The sequence below is a fragment of the Arhodomonas sp. AD133 genome, from assembly GCF_051195215.1.
In the GTDB taxonomy this organism is placed as follows: domain Bacteria; phylum Pseudomonadota; class Gammaproteobacteria; order Nitrococcales; family Nitrococcaceae; genus Arhodomonas.
This window is the reverse complement of sequence record NZ_JBNAZM010000027.1, coordinates 47,735-65,073: the sequence shown is the minus strand read 5'-3', so window position 1 is coordinate 65,073 and position 17,339 is coordinate 47,735. Positions and strand designations below refer to the sequence as shown.

17 protein-coding genes are annotated in these 17,339 nt (G+C 67.3%); all 17 read right to left on the bottom strand.

Annotated elements, in window-relative coordinates; all coding sequences use genetic code 11:
- Positions 1-175 precede the first annotated feature (175 nt).
- The 17 genes from ACPEES_RS14815 to ACPEES_RS14735 all read right to left on the bottom strand — a co-directional run bounded on the left by ACPEES_RS14815 (position 176) and on the right by ACPEES_RS14735 (position 17,289).
- Positions 176-580, bottom strand: coding sequence for a DUF2802 domain-containing protein (locus ACPEES_RS14815; RefSeq protein WP_435104302.1), 405 nt, complete (start codon positions 578-580; stop codon positions 176-178).
- 62 nt (positions 581-642) lie between these two features.
- Positions 643-1,134, bottom strand: coding sequence for a chemotaxis protein CheW (locus ACPEES_RS14810; protein ID WP_435104301.1), 492 nt, complete (start codon positions 1,132-1,134; stop codon positions 643-645).
- A gap of 8 nt (positions 1,135-1,142) precedes the next feature.
- Positions 1,143-1,877 carry a chemotaxis protein CheW gene (locus ACPEES_RS14805; RefSeq protein WP_435104300.1) on the bottom strand — a complete coding sequence of 245 codons (735 nt, stop codon included), beginning with the start codon at positions 1,875-1,877 and terminating at the stop codon, positions 1,143-1,145.
- Positions 1,861-2,664 (bottom strand): ParA family protein, encoded by an 804-nt coding sequence (locus tag ACPEES_RS14800; RefSeq protein ID WP_435104299.1) that lies wholly within the window; start codon positions 2,662-2,664, stop codon positions 1,861-1,863. Before ACPEES_RS14800 ends, ACPEES_RS14805 begins: the two co-directional genes overlap by 17 nt.
- Before the next feature lie 4 nt (positions 2,665-2,668).
- Positions 2,669-3,757, bottom strand: coding sequence for a protein-glutamate methylesterase/protein-glutamine glutaminase (locus ACPEES_RS14795; protein ID WP_435104298.1), 1,089 nt, complete (start codon positions 3,755-3,757; stop codon positions 2,669-2,671).
- Between the two features lie 19 nt (positions 3,758-3,776).
- Complete coding sequence (locus ACPEES_RS14790; RefSeq protein WP_435104296.1) at positions 3,777-5,999, bottom strand: chemotaxis protein CheW; 2,223 nt, start codon at positions 5,997-5,999, stop codon at positions 3,777-3,779.
- 11 nt (positions 6,000-6,010) lie between these two features.
- On the bottom strand, positions 6,011-6,760 hold the full coding sequence (locus ACPEES_RS14785) for a protein phosphatase CheZ (protein ID WP_435104294.1): 750 nt from the start codon (positions 6,758-6,760) through the stop codon (positions 6,011-6,013).
- Positions 6,761-6,764: 4 nt separating this feature from the next.
- Positions 6,765-7,145, bottom strand: coding sequence for a chemotaxis response regulator CheY (cheY, locus tag ACPEES_RS14780; RefSeq protein ID WP_435104303.1), 381 nt, complete (start codon positions 7,143-7,145; stop codon positions 6,765-6,767).
- A gap of 100 nt (positions 7,146-7,245) precedes the next feature.
- Positions 7,246-7,971, bottom strand: a complete 726-nt coding sequence (locus tag ACPEES_RS14775; RefSeq protein WP_435104292.1) for an RNA polymerase sigma factor FliA — start codon at positions 7,969-7,971, stop codon at positions 7,246-7,248.
- On the bottom strand, positions 7,968-8,807 hold the full coding sequence (locus ACPEES_RS14770; protein WP_435104291.1) for a MinD/ParA family protein: 840 nt from the start codon (positions 8,805-8,807) through the stop codon (positions 7,968-7,970). Before ACPEES_RS14770 ends, ACPEES_RS14775 begins: the two co-directional genes overlap by 4 nt.
- A 32-nt stretch (positions 8,808-8,839) precedes the next feature.
- Positions 8,840-10,240 (bottom strand): flagellar biosynthesis protein FlhF, encoded by a 1,401-nt coding sequence (flhF, locus tag ACPEES_RS14765; protein WP_435104290.1) that lies wholly within the window; start codon positions 10,238-10,240, stop codon positions 8,840-8,842.
- Positions 10,241-10,288: 48 nt separating this feature from the next.
- Positions 10,289-12,385, bottom strand: coding sequence for a flagellar biosynthesis protein FlhA (flhA, locus tag ACPEES_RS14760; protein WP_435104288.1), 2,097 nt, complete (start codon positions 12,383-12,385; stop codon positions 10,289-10,291).
- Between the two features lie 9 nt (positions 12,386-12,394).
- Positions 12,395-13,549 carry a flagellar biosynthesis protein FlhB gene (gene flhB / locus ACPEES_RS14755; protein WP_435104287.1) on the bottom strand — a complete coding sequence of 385 codons (1,155 nt, stop codon included), beginning with the start codon at positions 13,547-13,549 and terminating at the stop codon, positions 12,395-12,397.
- A 184-nt stretch (positions 13,550-13,733) separates the two neighbouring features.
- Complete coding sequence (fliR, locus tag ACPEES_RS14750) at positions 13,734-14,510, bottom strand: flagellar biosynthetic protein FliR (RefSeq protein ID WP_435104286.1); 777 nt, start codon at positions 14,508-14,510, stop codon at positions 13,734-13,736.
- Positions 14,511-14,759: 249 nt separating this feature from the next.
- The gene (locus ACPEES_RS14745) at positions 14,760-15,344 is read right to left on the bottom strand and encodes a DUF3501 family protein (RefSeq protein WP_435104285.1); all 585 of its coding nucleotides are present in this window, start codon (positions 15,342-15,344) and stop codon (positions 14,760-14,762) included.
- 20 nt (positions 15,345-15,364) lie between these two features.
- The gene (locus tag ACPEES_RS14740) at positions 15,365-16,708 is read right to left on the bottom strand and encodes a heterodisulfide reductase-related iron-sulfur binding cluster (protein ID WP_435104284.1); all 1,344 of its coding nucleotides are present in this window, start codon (positions 16,706-16,708) and stop codon (positions 15,365-15,367) included.
- Positions 16,709-16,863: 155 nt separating this feature from the next.
- Positions 16,864-17,289, bottom strand: coding sequence for a rubrerythrin family protein (locus ACPEES_RS14735; RefSeq protein ID WP_435104283.1), 426 nt, complete (start codon positions 17,287-17,289; stop codon positions 16,864-16,866).
- Between the last annotated feature and the right edge of the window lie 50 nt (positions 17,290-17,339).

Below are 17,339 nucleotides of genomic sequence, written 5' to 3'. Positions count from 1 at the left end.
GTGCAAAGGGCGGCGCCCGTGCGGGGGAGTCGGTTGCCAAGAGCAACCGACCTACGGCCATTGGGGCAGCGGCGGTGGTTCGGCGAGCGCGGCTTGGTGGTCTTCGTGTATTGGTGGTTCGGCTGCCACGCCATGCAGCACCTCGGGCGCGGGGCGAGGGCAACGCTTGCTGCGACTAGCCGGAATCCGACACACCGCTGCCACCGCCGTCGCGGTGGAGGGTGACCACGAGCTCGGCTTCCATCTCGCTGAGGCCGCAGGTTTCCATCACCTCGCGGGCGGAAGCGCCGCGGCGGGCGAGGCGGATCGCCTGGGAGAACGCGGGCCCACCGCCGGCTTCCTGGCTCGCGACGGTATCCAGGCGATGGCGGAGACGGCCGAACTCGTCTTCGAGGCGATTGAGCCGCTCCCCCTGCCCCACCGCGCCGGCGGTAAGGGCACGGAACTGCTCGGAAAGATCGTCACGCACCGTCTCCAGCGCCTGTACCCGGCGCTCCAGGGTACGCACGCTGGCAAATAGCCAGCCGGCACCCGCCAGGGCGCTGAATGCGAGCAGGAACGCTACGACCGCGAATGCCATCATCGCTCAAGGGTAAACGGCGCCGCCGCCGGCGTCACCCCGAGCGCCCCGCGGGCACGCGCTCACAGCTCGGCGACCTCCTCCCACTCCTCACGGGAGAGCAGGCGGTTGACGTCGACCAGGATGAGCAGGTCGTCGTCCCGGCTGACGACGCCGTAGATATACCGCGAGGCGTCCTCGTTGCCCACGTTCGGTGCCGTGTCGATCTCTCCGTCGCGCACGTAGGTCACTTCGGCGACGCTGTCGACGAGGATGCCGGCAACATGATCGCCCGCCTCGATGACCACGATGCGATTGCTCTCCTCCGGCTCCTTCTGGGGCAAACCGAAGCGCATCCGGGTATCGATGACCGTCACCACGTTGCCGCGCAGGTTGATGATGCCCATCACGTACGGGGGCGCCCCCGGCACAGGGGCGATCTCCGAGAGGGGCAGCACCTCCTGCACCTGCATCACGCCGATGCCGTAGGTCTCGTCGTCCAGGGTGAAAGTCACCCACTGGGTAACAGCACCACCCGCCTCGGCGTGATCCTGCAACTGCTGTTGTTCCGCCATGTCGTCAGTCACTCCTTCATCTGAGTGCGAACCGCCGCGCCCTGTGCGCCCGTATTCAACATATCGGCAAAAGCCCCTGTATCCATTAGCGCACACAGACGACCGAGCACGGTGCCGGCGAGCCACGGGCGCTGGCCACGCTGGCTTCGCCAACGCACCTCGTCCGGCTTCAGCCGCACCACCTCGCCGATGCTCCGGCATGCCAGTCCCCACCGGCCGTCGCCGACGATGAGGATGTGAGCCGGCTCCCCGGCCTCCGCATCAGCCCGGGCATGCTGGGGCGGCAACACCATACGGGCGGTATCGATAACGACCACGTTCTTGTCCCGATAGCGCATCATGCCGTGCGCCCAATCGGGCTGCCGAGGCATGGTGGCGATGTGCTCGCTCCAGGGAATGACGCTGTGGAGCTTGACCAGCGGTACGGCGAGCTTGAGCTCACCCACGCTGAACAGTAGCGCCTGGAACTCCGGCTGCGCCCATTCCGGAATACCCGGCGCATTCACCGGCGCGGCGTCGGCGGATGCCGTATCCGGCACCGGGGCATTCGCCGGCGGCGGCGCCTCGCGGGGCGGTGCCACCGGCACCACTGACGGCGCGGGTTCCGGCGGAGCCGCTCCGGGGGCCGGTTCGGTATCGATTTCGGCGTCGGGCAGGTCACGCAGCAGTGCATCCAGGTAGCCCCGGATGGCGTCGTCCTGCTCGAGCAGGCGGTTGTCGTGACGGTCAGATGGCCGCGTCATTGCCCATTACCTTTGCGTAGCGGTCGTCGTCGCCAGCGGCCTCGATGTACGTCAGCAGCCGCCGGTAGGCCTGACTGCCGCGCGCCCACGGGCGCAGCACGGTGAGCGGCATCGCCTGCTTGCTCGCCTCGCGGAAGAGCGTGTCCTCGGGGATCACGTCATCCCAGAGGCTGTCCGGGTAGTCGTCTCGCAGCAGTGACAGCGTTTCCACCGACGCGCGGGTACGCGGATCATAGAGTGTCGGCACGATGACGTGGGGCTGCTCGTGTCCCCGGGACTGCTGGATCATCGACAGCGTTCGCGTCATGCGCTCGAGTCCCTTCACCGCGAGGAACTCCGTCTGCACGGGAATCACCACCCGCTGGCTGGCGGCGAGCGCATTGACCATGAGCACCCCGAGCATCGGCGGGCAGTCCAGCAGCACCCGCTCGAACTGACCGTGCAGCGCATCCAGGGCCCGACGGAGGATCAGCCCCATCCCCTTGCGGGTCCCGAGCTGGCGGTCGAGGGTCGCGAGCGCCGTGGACGCCGGCAACAGCATGAGATCGTCGACGCCGGTCTCGCGCAACATGTCGGGATCCATGGCGCCATCGTTGCGGAAGAGCTCGTAGAGCCCCGGTTTCACGGCTTCCGGATCGAGGCCGAAATAGCTACTCAGCGATCCGTGCGGGTCGAGGTCCACCAGCAGCGTGCGATGCCCGCGCTGCGCGCACAGGCCGCCAAGACTGACCACCGTGGTGGTCTTGCCCACGCCGCCTTTCTGATTGGCAACCGTCCAGACACGCATTGCGCTAACCCCGCAACCTGGCGAGTGCCGGGCCGATGGCTTCGAGGTCGAGAATCTGATCGGTCAGGCCGGCCTTGGCCACCGCCGCCGGCATGCCGTAGATGACGCTGCTCGCCTCGTCCTGCGCCCACACTAGCGAGCCACCGCGTTTGAGCGCGCGGGCCCCCTCACAACCATCCGCGCCCATGCCCGTGAGCACGACGCCGAGCACGTGCCCCGGCAGGACCTTGGCGGCATCGTCGAAGGCGATATCCACGCTCGGTCGGTAGAACTGGCTCGGGGTGGGCTCGAACAGACGTGTGACGATCTGGCCGCCGGCACGGCGCAACCCGAGCTGCATGCCGCCCGGGGCGAGCACGGCTTCGCCAGCGCGCAGCGGCGTGCCCTCGCCGGCCTGGCGGACCTTGACTTTGCACAGTTGATCCAGGCGCGCCGCGAACGCCTCGGTAAACGTTTCCGGCATGTGCTGGATAAGCAGCACCGGCACCGGGAATGCTGCCGGCAGGCGGGTGAGCACCTTCTGCAGCGCCACCGGCCCGCCGGTGGAGGTGCCGATGACCACCAGCCGCACCTTGCCGGCCTGAAGCTCCGGTCCGCGCGCCGCCGGTCTCTGCGGCGGCGCGGTGCCCGGACGCGGGGCCGTGCCGCGTGTCTCCCGTGGCGCGGTCGGCGCAGCGGCCTTGCGGCGGGCGCCCTGGCGGCCGACCAGCTTCACCTTCTCCCGCAGCAGCCGCTGTGCATGCTCCTGGTTGCTGGAGATGTCGGAGAAACGCTTCGGCAGGAAGTCCACCGCCCCCGCTTCCAGCGCGGCGAGCGTCGGCCGGGCGCCGTCGTAGGTGAGCGACGAGAACATCAGCACCGGGGTGGGATAGCGGCGCATGATCTCGCGCAGCGCGGCGATCCCATCCATCTCCGGCATCTCGATGTCCATGGTGACGACGTCCGGACGGAGCTTGCGGACCTGGTCGACCGCCTCCCGGCCATTGGCCGCCTCCCCGACGACCTCGATCTGGGGGTCGGCATCCAGCAACTCGCGGATACGACGGCGAAAGAAGCCGGAGTCATCGACGATCAGGGTCCGAACGTTGGCCAAAGCGGGTCCTCCTGAATCCCTACAGGCGTGAGCCGTACTGCTTGATCAGGCTCGGGATGTCCACGATCAGCGCGATGCTGCCGTCGCCGGTGATGGTGGAGCCGGCGAGCCCGGGCAGGCCGTGGAGCATCGCGCCGAGGGGTTTGATGACCACCTCCTCCAGACCGATGACCTCGTCGACGACGAAGCCCACGGTCTGGTGACCGATGGCGACGGTCACCACCTGGGAGTCCTCCTCCTGCTCGCCCGGCTCCAGCGCCTTGGCGGGCACCACGGCCTCGGCGCCCAGGCGGTCGAGCCAGCGCTCGAGGAAGAACAGCGGCATCGCGCGCTGACGCACCATGACGGTCAACCGACCGTCGACGACGTTGGTGCGCCGCCGGTCGAGCTCGAAAATCTCGCGCACCACCGACATGGGCAGGGCGAACTTGCGCCCGCTGATACGCACCATGAGCGTCGGCAGAATGGCGAGGGTGAGCGGCACCTTGATGCGGATGGTCGTCCCCTCGCCCAGGCGCGAGTCGATATCGACGGTGCCGTTGAGCTGGGAGATGCGGTTCTTCACCACGTCCATGCCCACACCGCGCCCGGAGACGTCCGAAATCTGGTCCTTGGTGGAGAACCCGGGCGCGAAGATGAGGTTGTAGCACTCGCTCTCGTCCAGCCGGCGCGCCGATTCCGCGTCGAGCACACCCTTGTCCACGGCGCGCTGACGAAGCTTCTCCGCATCCATGCCGCGGCCGTCGTCGGCGATCACGAGCAGGATGTGATCCCCCTCCTGCTCGGCGGACAGGCGCACGGTGCCGGTGCGTGGCTTGCCGGCATTGACGCGTTCGTCCGGCGACTCCAGGCCGTGATCGACGGAGTTGCGGATAAGGTGGACCAGTGGGTCGGCCAGCGCCTCCACCAGATTCTTGTCGAGATCGGTCTCCTCGCCGCTGGTTTCGAGCTGGACCTCCTTCTGCAAACTGCGCGCGAGGTCGCGGATCACTCGCGGGAAACGGCCGAAGACCTTGCGAATGGGCTGCATGCGGGTCTTCATCACCGCGCTCTGCAGATCCGAGGTCACGTGCTCGAGGTTACCCACCGCGTGCGCGAGACGCTCGTCGCCGAGCTCGCCGCGCAGAGTCGAGAGGCGGTTACGCACCAGTACGAGCTCGCCGACCAGGTTCATGATGTCGTCGAGCTTGGCGGTGTCCACGCGCACGCTGGTCTCGCCGCGTTGCGGCTGTGCCGCCGGCTGACCGCCGCCGGGCTCCGCGGGCGCGCTGCCGCCGCCTCCCCCGCTGGCGCTACCCCCACTGCCGCCGGAAGCGGTCTCGCGTGTACCGGATTCCGGAGCCGGGGACGATTTCGCGGGCTCCGAGCGCTGCGGTGACGCCGCCCCGGCGGGCTCCTGCTGTCCGGCAGCACTGGCGGCCGGCGCCTCGCTACCAGCCTTCGGTGCCTTACCGCTGCCGTGAAGGTCGTCCAGGAGCTGCTCGAACTCGTCTTCGGTAATGTGCTCGTCACCATCGCCGCTCGCGGCGGGAGTGGCATCCGCCGGCTGCTGGGGCACACCGCCGTGCTGGCCGTCACCGTGGAGCTCGTCGAGCAGCCGCTCGAACTCGTCGTCGCTGATCTCGTCGCTGTCGCTCCCGGACGATTCACCGTCCGCCGACACGTCCCCGGCCTTCTGCCCGGAGGCGCCGTCGGAGGTTTCCTCACCACCGTCGAGGGCATCGAGCAGCGCCTCGAACTCCCGGTCGCTGATGTCGCCGGACGCGGCATCCCCACCCCCGCCTGCGGATGTGTTATCCGCCGAGGCCGTCGGCGTCGCTGCATCCCCCTCGGGCGCGGCGGGCATGTCGGCGTCGGGCTGGTTGTGCCGCCGCAACGACTGCAGCAGAGCCTCCGGCGCCGCCTCCAGATCCTGTGCCGCATCCAGGCGGTCGAACATATCGTTGACCACGTCCAGCGCCTTGAGCACATCATCCATGAGCTCGGGGTACATCTGCTTCTCGCCCTGACGCAGGAGGTTGAAGATGTCCTCCGTCTGGTGGCAGACGTCCACGAGCTCGTCCAGCCCCAGGAAGCCGGCACCGCCCTTGATGGTATGAAATCCCCGGAATACCGAGTTGAGCAGATCGCGATCCTGGGAGCTGCGCTCCAGAGCGACCAGTTGCTCGCCGAGGGATTCGAGGATCTCCCGCGACTCGACGAGGAAGTCCTGGACGATATCGTCCTGCGGATCGATGGCCATGCGCGCCCCCTTCAGAAGCCGAGACTGGAGAGCAGGTCGTCCACCTCATCCTGCCCCGACACCACATCCTGGTCCTGTCCCGGTACCGCCGGGCCGTGGACCTCCGGCTGACTCTTCTCGGTGGGTTTATCGGCAGGTTTGCTCTTTTCTTCAGTCATCCTCGGACCGGCGAGCCGCACGAGTCCGACCAGCCCGTCCTCGACCTCCTGGACGAGCGTCATCACCCGGCGAATGATCTGGCCGGTGATGTCCTGGTAGTCCTGCGCCATGAGCGCATCGGAGAGGGAATGGTTGAGCGCCTCGCCGTGGCTGCCGGCGAGTGCGAGAAAGCCTTCCACCTCCTGACTGAGCTTGCGGAACTCGTCGGCGGAAAGCTCACGACGGCGGAAGCGTTGCCACTGCTCGTGGAGCGAGTTGCCCTGCGCGCGCAGCTCGTCCACCAGGGGAAGGCTCGTCTCGATCGCCTCGAGGGTTCGATGCGCGGAGCTCTCGGTCACGTCGATGACATGGTTCAGCCGTTGCCTGGCGTCGGGAATCTCGCTGGAAGCGATGTCCGACAGACGGCTGTCCACGCGGAAAGACTTGAGTGCCTCGTGGAGCTCGCGGGTGAGCACGCCGATCTCGCGGAAGAGCTCCGTTTCGCGCAATCGGGTCAGCTCATCGATGGTCTCCTGGATCCCCTGTTCGTCACCGCCCTCGATGCGCTCGATGAGATCGCGGGCGAGCGCCAGGTATTGCTGGCTGCGGTCGTCGGTCGTCATGGCGCTAGCCCCCCGCATTGATGCGCTCGAAGATCTTCTCGATCTTCTCCTTGAGCGTCACGGCAGTGAAGGGCTTGACGATGTAACCGTTCACACCCGCCTGGGCGGCAGCGATGATCTGCTCCCGCTTGGCCTCGGCAGTGACCATGAGCACCGGCAGGTCGGCCAGATCCGGATCGGCGCGCACACCCTTTAGCAGGTCCATGCCGCTCATGCCCGGCATGTTCCAGTCCGTGATGAGAAAATCGAACCCGCCGCGCTGTAGCATCGGCAACGCGGTGTTGCCGTCGTCGGCTTCGGAGATGTTCTCGAAGCCGAGATCACGGAGCAGATTCCGGATGATCCGACGCATCGTGGAGAAATCGTCCACGACGAGGATCTTCATGTTCTTGTTCAATGCCACGCTATTCCCCCTGAGCGAATTCGCGGTAACCGTGCCGGCGGCCGGCGCCTCTCGGGTGCGGAGGGCCGCCGGAGATGCACTCTCACCTCTCTATCCAATCGGCAAGGTGCGCACGAAGCTTTAGCATGATCTTGCCGTGAATCTGGCTGATGCGGGATTCGCTGACACTGAGCACCTCGCCGATCTCGCGCAGATTGAGCTCCTCATCGTAATAGAGTTGCATCACGAGCTGCTCGCGCTCGGGCAGCTTGGCGACGGCTGCAGCGAGATCCGCGCGGAAGCCCCGGTCGGCGAGCACATCCTGCGGCGACGGGCCGTCGCCCTGGGGCTCGTGGGCCTCGCCGGTCGTCGGATCCTCCTGGTCGATGCTGAACAGCCGGGCGCTGGCAGCGTCGGTGAGCGTAGCGTGGTACTCGTCCAGCGACACCCCGAGCCGCTGAGCCACCTCCGCATCCCTCGGCTCGCGTCCGAGCTCGTGCTCCAGCGCCTGGATCACCTCGCCCGCCTCGCGCGAGCGCCGGTGCACCGATCTCGGCGTCCAGTCGAGGCGACGTATCTCGTCGAGCATGGCGCCGCGAATGCGAATGCCCGCATAGGTCTGAAAGCTCGCCCCCTGCCCGGCATCGAACTGGCGGGCGGCCTCGAGCAACCCTACCATGCCGGCCTGGATCAAATCCTCGAGCTGCACGCTCGGCGGCAGGCGGTTGGCGAGGTGATGCGCGATTCGACGCACGAGCGGCGCGTGGCGCACCAGCAGATCGTCACCGCATTGTCCCTGCACGGCTTCGTACATCGAGGGTCCGTTCATCCCGCGAACTCCCCTACCCGGCTGCCATAGCGGATCACCCGCTCGACGAAGAACTCGAGCTGGCCGTCGGCACGGCTCGGCAGCGGCCACTGCTCCACGCGATCGGCGAGTGCCTGGAACGCCCGGCCCGACGGGCTACCCGGATACAGCGACACCACCGGTCGCTGGCGCTGCACGGCTGCGCGCAGGCGCTCGTCCTCCGGGATAGCGCCGGCGTACTCCACGGTGACGTCGAGAAAGCGGTCGGTGACCCGCGCGAGCTTGCCATAGAGGTCCTGGCCCTCACGCGGCCCGGGCACGCGGTTGGCCACCATGTGAAAGCGCGTCACGCCGTGGTCGCGGTTGAGTACCTTGATGAGCGCGTAGGCATCGGTAATGGACGAGGGCTCGTCGCAGACCACCACGAGCACCTCGCGGGCGGCACGCGCGAAGCTCATCACCGAATCGGAGATACCCGCCGCCGTATCCACCAGCAGGTAATCCAGGTCCACGGACAGGTCGCTGAAGCTGCGGATGAGTCCCGCGTGCTCCGCCGGGGAGAGCTCCGCCATGCGCTGGGTACCCGACGACGCGGGCACGATGTGCACCCCCTCGGGACCGTCGAGCAGGACCTCCTCGAGGCTGACCTCGCCGTCAAGCACGTGCGAGAGGTTGCGCCGCGGCGACAACCCGAGCAGCACATCGACGTTGGCAAGCCCCAGGTCCGCGTCGAAGAGCATCACGCCACGGCCCGCACGCGCCAGCGCAGTGGCGAGGTTTACCGAGAGGTTGGTCTTGCCAACCCCGCCCTTGCCGCTGGTCACGGCAATCACTTTGACCGGTTTCGGCTCCGACATGCGTCTCAGTCCCGCCGCTTGATCCATGCCCCTCAACCCCGCCGCGCCGCAGTACCCGCGAACGCCACGGCGAGGGATTCGTCGTCTTCGGTGGCCGCCTTGTAACGCTCGGCCAGCGCCTCGGCCTCTTCCAGCAGCGCCTCGGCACGGGCCGGGCGCAGATCCTCGGGCACACGCTGGCCGTGAGCCACGTAGGCCACCGGCAGGCGGCTGCGCATCACGGCAGTGATCGCGCCGCCCAGGCTCGTGGCCTCGTCCGTCTTACTCAGGATACAACCCACCGGCGCAACAGCGCGAAAAGCGCGTAACGTCTCGATCAACGCCGAAAGCTGCGTGTTCGCCGAGAGCACCAGATAGGGCCGCACCTGCCGCTCGCCGGCGGCGAGAGTGCGGAACTGCTCGGCAAGCCGCATATCGCGCTGGCTCATGCCGGCGGTGTCCACGAGCACCAGACGCCGGTCGGCGAGGTCGGCGAGCAGCGCGGTGAGCTCCTCGCCGTCGGCCGCGGCATGCACCGGCACACCGAGAATGCGCGCGAAGCTGCGCAGCTGCTCCTGGCCACCCACCCGGAAGTTGTCAGTGGTCACCAGCGCCACCTGGTGACGGCCATGGCGCAACGCCGCACGCGCGGCGAGCTTGGCGACGGTGGTGGTCTTGCCCACGCCGGTGGGCCCTACCACGGCCACCACGCCGCCCTGGTCGACGATCTCGTCGTCGGCGGTGGGCAGGTGACGGCGCACCAGCTTCATGGCCTGTCCCCACGCCTGCTCCAGGTCCTCCTCGGCCCCCACTGCGTCGGCGAGACCGCGGCAGACGTCCGCCGCCAGCCCCATCGCGTGCAGCCGGCGCAGCAGCGCCGCGCGCACGGGCTTGGCGCGGCCCATCTGCTGCCACTCCATGAGCGTGAGCTGATTCTCGAAGAGCGTGCGCAGGTTGCTGAGCTCCTCCCGCATTGCCTGCATGGCCGGCTCCGGCGTCCACTGGATGCGATCGGCACTGGCACGCCGCGGTGCCTGCTCCCCGGCAGCCGGGTCCGGTGTCGACGCGGGGGCATCGGCGCGTTCGTACTCGAGATCGAGCGGCGCCGGGGAAACGTCGTCGGCCGTCGGATTCCCGTCGGCCGGTGGCGGCTCGTCGTCGTCACCGACGGTGACGGACAGGCGCGGGCGGTCTGTACGCGCGGCCGGCGCCGTGGATTCACGCTCGGCCCGTGCGAGCGTGTCGCTGAAACTGGCAGGCGTCGGGGACACGCCCCGCTCGGCCTCCGCCACGGCCTCGCGAACGGCCTTCTCGTCGTAGTCCACCGCCGAGATCACCTCCACCCCGCCCTCGACACGGCGACTGGAGAGGATCACGGCATCCGGCCCGTGCACGTCCCGGACCTGGCGCATGGCCTGGCGCATGTCTTCGGCGAACACCCGCTTTATCTTCATGCCGTCACTCCGCATCCCTGGTAGCCAATAGTGCGCGAGGCACCGTTGTTACTGAGCGACCTGCTGCTGCCCCACCGTGGCCACGATCCGCACCTGGCGGTCATCCGGGATCTCGTTATACGAGAGCACATGCAGCCCCGGTGTGCCGTGACGGGTTAGCCGGTACAGCCAACCGCGCAATTGCGGCGAGGTCAGCAGCACCGCGGGCTGGCCGGCGAGCTCCTGACGCTGCGCGCTCTCCGTGAGTGAGCGCTGCAGCCGCTCGGCAAGGCCGGGCTCGAAACCCGCGGCGCCCTCGGACGCCCCCTGGATGGTATCTAGCAACAACTGTTCCAGTTGAGGCTCCAGGGTGATCACCGGCAGCTCCGCACTCATGCCGCCGATGCTCTGCACGATCATCCGTCCCAGCGCTTCGCGCACGATCTGGGTGAGCTGTGTGGGGTCCTGCATCCGCGGCCCATGCTCGGCCAGCGTCTCGACGATGGTGCGCATGTCCCGCACCGGCACACGTTCGGCGAGCAGGTTCTGCAGCACCTTCGCCACCACCGAGAGCGACAGGGTGTTGGGGACGAGCTCTTCCACCAGCTTGGGCTGTTGCTGGGCGAGCATGTCGAGGAGCTTCTGCGCCTCGTCGTGGCCGAGCAACTGGTGCGCGTTGTCGTGGATGATCTGGCTCAGGTGGGTGGCGATCACGGTGCTCGTGTCCACCACCGTGTAGCCCAGGCTCTGGGCATAGTCGCGCTGATTGCCGTCGATCCACACCGCCTCCAGGCCGAACGCCGGATCCCGGGTCGGGGTTCCTTCGAGCGTGCCGGAGACGCCGCCGGGGTTGATTGCGAGCTCGCGGCCGGGCTGCATCTCCGCCTCCGCGATGGGCACCCCGAGCACGCTGATCCGGTACGCGTTGGGACCGAGATCCAGGTTGTCGCGAATGTGCACCGACTGCACGAGAAAGCCGAGATCCTGGGAGACCTTCTTGCGCACGCCCTTGATGCGGGTGAGAAGCTGCCCGCCCTGATTGCGGTCGACCAGCGGAATGAGCCCGTAGCCCACCTCCAGGCCGATGGTGTCCACCGGCGGCACGTCCTCCCAGGTGAGCTCGCGCTGCTCCGGGCTCGGCTCGGCCGCCTCCTCGGCGACGGGCTCCTCGGGGCCGGCGGCGCGTTCGCCCTCGCGATACCGCCACCAGGCCACACCCAGACAGATCCCGCCGAGCAGCAGGAACGTGAAGTTGGGCATGCCGGGAATCAGCCCGAGGAAGGTCACGATACCGCCGCTGATGTAGAGCACGCGGTGATTGCTCAGAAGCTGTGTCAGCACCGCCCCGGCCATGTCCTGGGAGGAGGATACGCGGGTCACGAGAATGGCCGTCGCCGTGGAGAGCACCAGCGACGGAATCTGCGCCACCAGACCGTCGCCGATGGTCAGCAGCGTGTAGGTGTGCATCGCCTCGCCGAAGGGCATGCCGTGCTGCAGCACCCCCACGGACAGTCCACCGACGATGTTGATGAACAGGATCAGAATGCCCGCGATGGCGTCACCGCGGACGAACTTGCTGGCACCATCCATGGAACCGTAGAAATCCGCCTCCTGGGCGACATCCTCACGCCGCTGCTTGGCCTCGCGCTGGTCGATGATACCGGCGTTGAGGTCGGCGTCGATGGCCATCTGCTTGCCCGGCAATGCGTCCAGGGTGAAACGCGCGCTCACCTCCGAAACACGCCCGGCGCCTTTGGTCACCACCACGAAGTTGATGATCACCAGAATCGCGAAGACCACCAGGCCGATGGCGTAGTCGCCGCCGATGACGAACTCGCCGAATGACTCGATGACGCTGCCTGCCGCCCCGGGACCATTGTGCCCGTTGATGAGCACCACCCGGGTCGAAGCCACGTTCAGCGCCAACCGCAGCAGTGTCGCCACCAGCAGCACCGTCGGGAAGGCGGCGAATTCCAACGGCCGCAGGCTGTAGACCGTGACCAGCAGGATCACCAGGCTCAACACGATGTTGAAGGTAAACAGCATGTCCAGGACGAATGGCGGCAACGGCACCACCATCATCGCCAGCAGCGCGATGAGCAGCGCCGGCGTTCCCAGCCCTCGAACCCCGATGTGCCGCCAGCCTTTTGCGATTACCGCTGCCATGCCGATTCCTTACTCCTCAGCCTCATCGGCGAACCCCTTTCGCGCCAGGTCCATGAACTCCTCCGGCACCTCCGGCTGCGGGGCCTGACCCGCCGCCGCGCCGTTACGGCGCCGGAAAACGTAGGCAAGCACCTGAGCGACCGCCAGATACAACCCGGCCGGTATCTCCCGATCGAGCTCGGTGCTGTGGTACAAGGCCCGTGCCAACGGCGGCGATTCGAACACGGTCACCCGGTGCTCGCTGGCCACCTCGCGGATACGCCGGGCCACCAGGTCAGTGCCCTTGGCCACAAGCTTCGGCGCGCGCATGCCCTTTTGCTCATAGCGCAGCGCCACGGCGAAATGCGTCGGGTTGGTGATCACCACGTCCGCCTCCGGTACCGCCTCCATCATCCGGCCCTGGGCGAGCTCCTGCTGAAGCTGACGGATGCGGCCTTTCACCTCCGGCTTGCCTTCGGTGTCCTTGAGCTCGTCCTTCACCTCCTGGCGGGTCATGCGCAGCTTCTTCGTGTGGTCCCAGAGCTGGTAGGGAATATCCACTGCGGCGATGACGATCAGCGAGACGGCGAGCACCAGGAAGGTCCCGAAAAAGAGGTCCGCCGCGCGCGCCGCACCCGACTGCAGCGGCAGCCCGGTGAGCGCCACGAAGTCGTCCAGCTGCAGCCTCACCATGAGCGCGCCCACGACACCGACCACCACGATCTTGGCGAGCGCCTTGGCGAGCTCCATCAGCCCACTCACCCCGAAGAGCCGTTTCAGTCCCTTGAGCGGATTGAGCTTTTCCGGCTTGGGGGCGAGAGCCTTGGCGCTGAACGACCAGCCACCGAGCGCCACCGGCGCGACCACGTTGACCAGCCACATGGATCCTGCGAATGGGATGACCACGAGCAGCCCCTGTACGATCGCCTCCTGAAACATTCTCACCGGCGCCGCAGGGTCGAAGGCTGCCTCACGCTCCAGCGCCAGCGTCCCGCGCAGCAACTCGCCCAGCCCCTTGGCCATGTAACTCCCGAGCGTGAGCAACCCCACCGCCGCGGCGATCATGACCAAAGTCGTCGTCAACTCCCGCGACCGCGGAACCTGCCCCTTGTCCCGCGCTTCCCGCAGGCGTTTCTGGGTCGGTTCTTCGGTTTTCTCCTGCCCGTTCTCGTTTTCTTCGGCCATCGAAGAAGTCCTGATGTGTCAACGAGGCACTGGGAGCGCAGCAGATTTCGTGCCAGGCGCGGAGCTAGCAGCAAGTTCAAAGTTGAAAGCCAAAAGCGTCCGCGAGCAGAGCACGGCAGCTTCCTCCCGGCACGGCTGCGCCCGCTTCCCGCTTGATACTTTCAGCTTTGCACTTGCTTCTTGCTCAACCGCCGAGTATTTGGCGCATCACGTCGAACGCTTGGCGCCAGAGGGCGGACATACGCTCCGGCAGCGAGGGAACGACCAGGGTGAGCAGGATCACGTACCCGGTGAGCATGGTAATCGGGAAGCCCACGGAGAAGATGTTCATCTGCGGGGCGACGCGGGTCATGACGCCAATGATCATATTCACCATCAGCAAAAACGCCAGCGCCGGTAGCGCGAGCACGACGGCGCCCGCGAACATCGTGCTCGCGAACGCCACCACGGTCCGGTAGTCGGCGGCTTCCAGACCGCCGGCGGTGAGCGGCAGCAACCGGAAACTCTCGGCGAGAAGCTGGATGAGCACCAGGTGGCCGCCGAACGCCAGGAAGAGCAGCGTCATCACCACGAGCAGGAACTGCGAGAGCACCGGCACGGGAACACCGGTCTGCGGATCCACCATGGTCGCGAAACCCAGCCCCATGGTCAGCGAGATGCTCTCACCGGCGATCACCACCGCCTGGAATGCCATGGCCAGCACCAGCCCCATGGCCACACCGATGATCACCTGCTGCGCGGCAAGAACCACGGCTGCCGGCGACAGCGGATCGAGCGCCGGCACGCTCTCGACCGCCGGCATCACCGCCACCGTGAGCGCCACGCTGAAGAGCACGCGAATCCGGGTGGGTATCGCCGTGTTGGCGAACACCGGGGCGGCGAGGAGCATGGCGCCGACACGCACGAAGGGCCAGAGGAATTGCCCCAGCCAGGTGGCGAGTTGTGCGGCGTCGATGATCATGGCCCCGGAACCCGGCGCATCTGCTCGTCGTGGGCGGGAGGGTAGCAGGTTTCGTGCCGTGGGCGTTCGTACGTGGCGAGTTCAAAATGACAGGCAAAAAGTGGTGGCCAGCGGGAACGGCGCGGCGGGCGCCGGCCAGCCACTCGAAACGCTAGTCGCTGGAATTTTCACGAACGTGCGGCTTCGCCGCGCCGATCACCATGCCGGTCTCCGATGCGCCTGCGCGCCCGTAGCCCGGCCTACGTCCGTTCATTCGAAATCGCCGGTGAGCGCGGCACGCACTTCATCGGGCATGCGGGCCATGTGGGCGTACTGGGGGTGGTCGATCGCGACGACCACCTCGGTGTCCGGGTCGTTGAAGCGCTCGATCTGCAGCTGCGTGAACGGAAAGTGCAGGAAATGCACCGTCGACGCCTTGCCGTCGGCAGTGGAGCGATCGACGTCCGTTTCGGCCTGGGCCTGTATACGGTCATCGCCCACGCGTATCGATACCGTCTCCTCCACACCGCCGAGCTTTGCCAGGAAGCGCCGACGGTACTCCGGATCGCTGATCTCGAACATGAGCGTCGCGACCAGTTCGCGCCCGTTGGGGATGAGCGGATTATAGGCGGAGAGCTCGTCGTCGATCTGCGCCTCGCCGCCACGCTCGATGAACAGCATCTCGTGAATTTGCCGCCACATGGTGTCGTAGCTCTCGAAGTAGAGCGTGGCGTGGGGGCCCACCGCCATGCGGCGGTGACGCTTGAGGGCGGCGATCTCGCTCGCCTTCTCGCGGCGAATGGCGCCGTAGTCCTCCATGCTCATAATGTCCGCGCGGGTGATCTGCCTGGCCATGGTGTCTCCTCCTCGTCGTCTCAGTCGACGAGCCCGTAAGCACGGGCGAGCAACTGAATGGGATGCACCGAGCCGCCGTGCGCCGGCGCGGCCCCCTCGTCAGCCTGCCGCTCCAGCCCCTGGACGATATGGGCGCCGGCGAGCGGGCACTCCGAGGCGAGATGTTGCTTGCCGCTCGAGGCTATGCGCCTGGCCACCGGCCGCCCGACCTTGATCGCGACTTCGAAATTCTCCTTCTTGACGCCCCAGGCCCCGCCGTGCCCGGAGCAGCGCTCGTGGATGTCGAGATCGATATCCGGGATCAGGCGCAGCATGTCCGCCGCCTTCGGCCCCATGTTCTGCGCCCGGGCATGGCAGGCCAGGTGCAGCGAGACGCCGCCGTCGAGGGGCCGCAGCCCGTCGGCGAGCCCTTCGTTACGGGCGATATCCACCACGTATTCCGCGACGTCCGTGGTGTTCTCGGCGAGTCGTTGAATGGCCGGATCGTCGACGATCAACGGCCACTCGAACTTGAGCATGAGCGCGCATGACGGCACCAGCGCAATGACACGGTAGCCCGCGTCCACCCAGGGCAGGAGCGAATCGGCGGTGCGCCCGGCTGCCTCGGCAACGCCTTCGAGATCGCCCTGCTCCAGCTTCGGCATCCCGCAACACCCCGGGTAGACCACCTCGGTTTCGACACCGTTGTGCGCCAGCACGACACGGGTCGCCTCGCCGATGTCGGGATTGTTGTAGTTCGCGAAGCAGGTGGCGTAGAGCACCGCCTTGCGGCCGTGGCCCGGCGCCTCGCCGTTGACCGCCGGCACAGCGTGTGCGCGTTTGACGAACGTCCGGTGGTGGAACGGCGGTAGCTCCGCGTCCCGGTGCACGTGCACGATGCGCTCGAGCGCCGGTCGGGTGATCGGGTTGCCCCGCCGGTTCGCCCAGTTGGCCAGCGGTGCGAGCTGCCCGGCGAGGCGGCCGTTGCGGTCGGTGCGAGTGAGTGCGTGGTCGGCAAAGCCGTGCCGGCCCTGGTGCTCCTCGACGGCACGGTGACGCAGCATGAGATGCGGAAAGTCCACGTCGAACTCGTGCGGCGGCACGTACGGGCACTTGGTCATGAAGCACATGTCGCAGAGCGTGCAGGCGTCTGCAACCTGCTGAAACGCACTGTCGGGGACGCTGTCGAGCTCCCCTGTCTCCGAATCGTCGATGAGATCGAACAGCCGCGGGAAAGCATCGCAGAGGTTGAAGCACCGGCGACAACCGTGACAGATGTCGAATACCCGCCGCTCCTCGGCGGCGAGCTTCTCCGGGTCGTAGTAATCCGGGTTCTTCCAGTCGATGGGGTGGCGCGTGGGCGCGCCGAGACCGCCTTCGCTCATGGCTCGCTCCTGCTCGCGACGACAAACGACGGGGCACCGCCGCCCGCCCCCGACTCACGCCGCAGCCGACGTGATGAGCCGGGGAACGGCCACCCGCCCGCGATCGCCGGGGGGGGTACTCAGCGGACTGCGTGCCCGGAAGCGGTCAACCAGCGCTAGAGCGCCTCCATGCCATCGAGCGCCTTCTTGAAGCGGCCGGCGTGGGATCGTTCCGCCTTGGCGAGCGTCTCGAACCAGTCGGCAATCTCTTCGAAGCCTTCATCGCGGGCGTCGCGGGCCATGCCCGGGTACATGTCCGTGTACTCGTAGGTCTCACCGGCGATTGCGGATTTCAGGTTGGCTTCGGTGTTGCCAATGGGTTCGTCGGTGGCCGGGTCCCCCACTTCCTCGAGAAACTCGAGGTGGCCGTGAGCGTGCCCGGTCTCGCCTTCGGCGGTGGAACGGAACACCGTGGAGATGTCGTTATAGCCCTCCACGTCCGCCTTCTGCGCGAAGTAGAGGTACCGGCGATTCGCCATGGATTCGCCAGCGAAAGCGTCACGAAGGTTCTGATGCGTCTTGGAGCCGTGCAGTGCAGCCATGACCCACCTCCTGAAGCGGGAGCCTTGCGGGTAGTGACCGACCGCCCCGG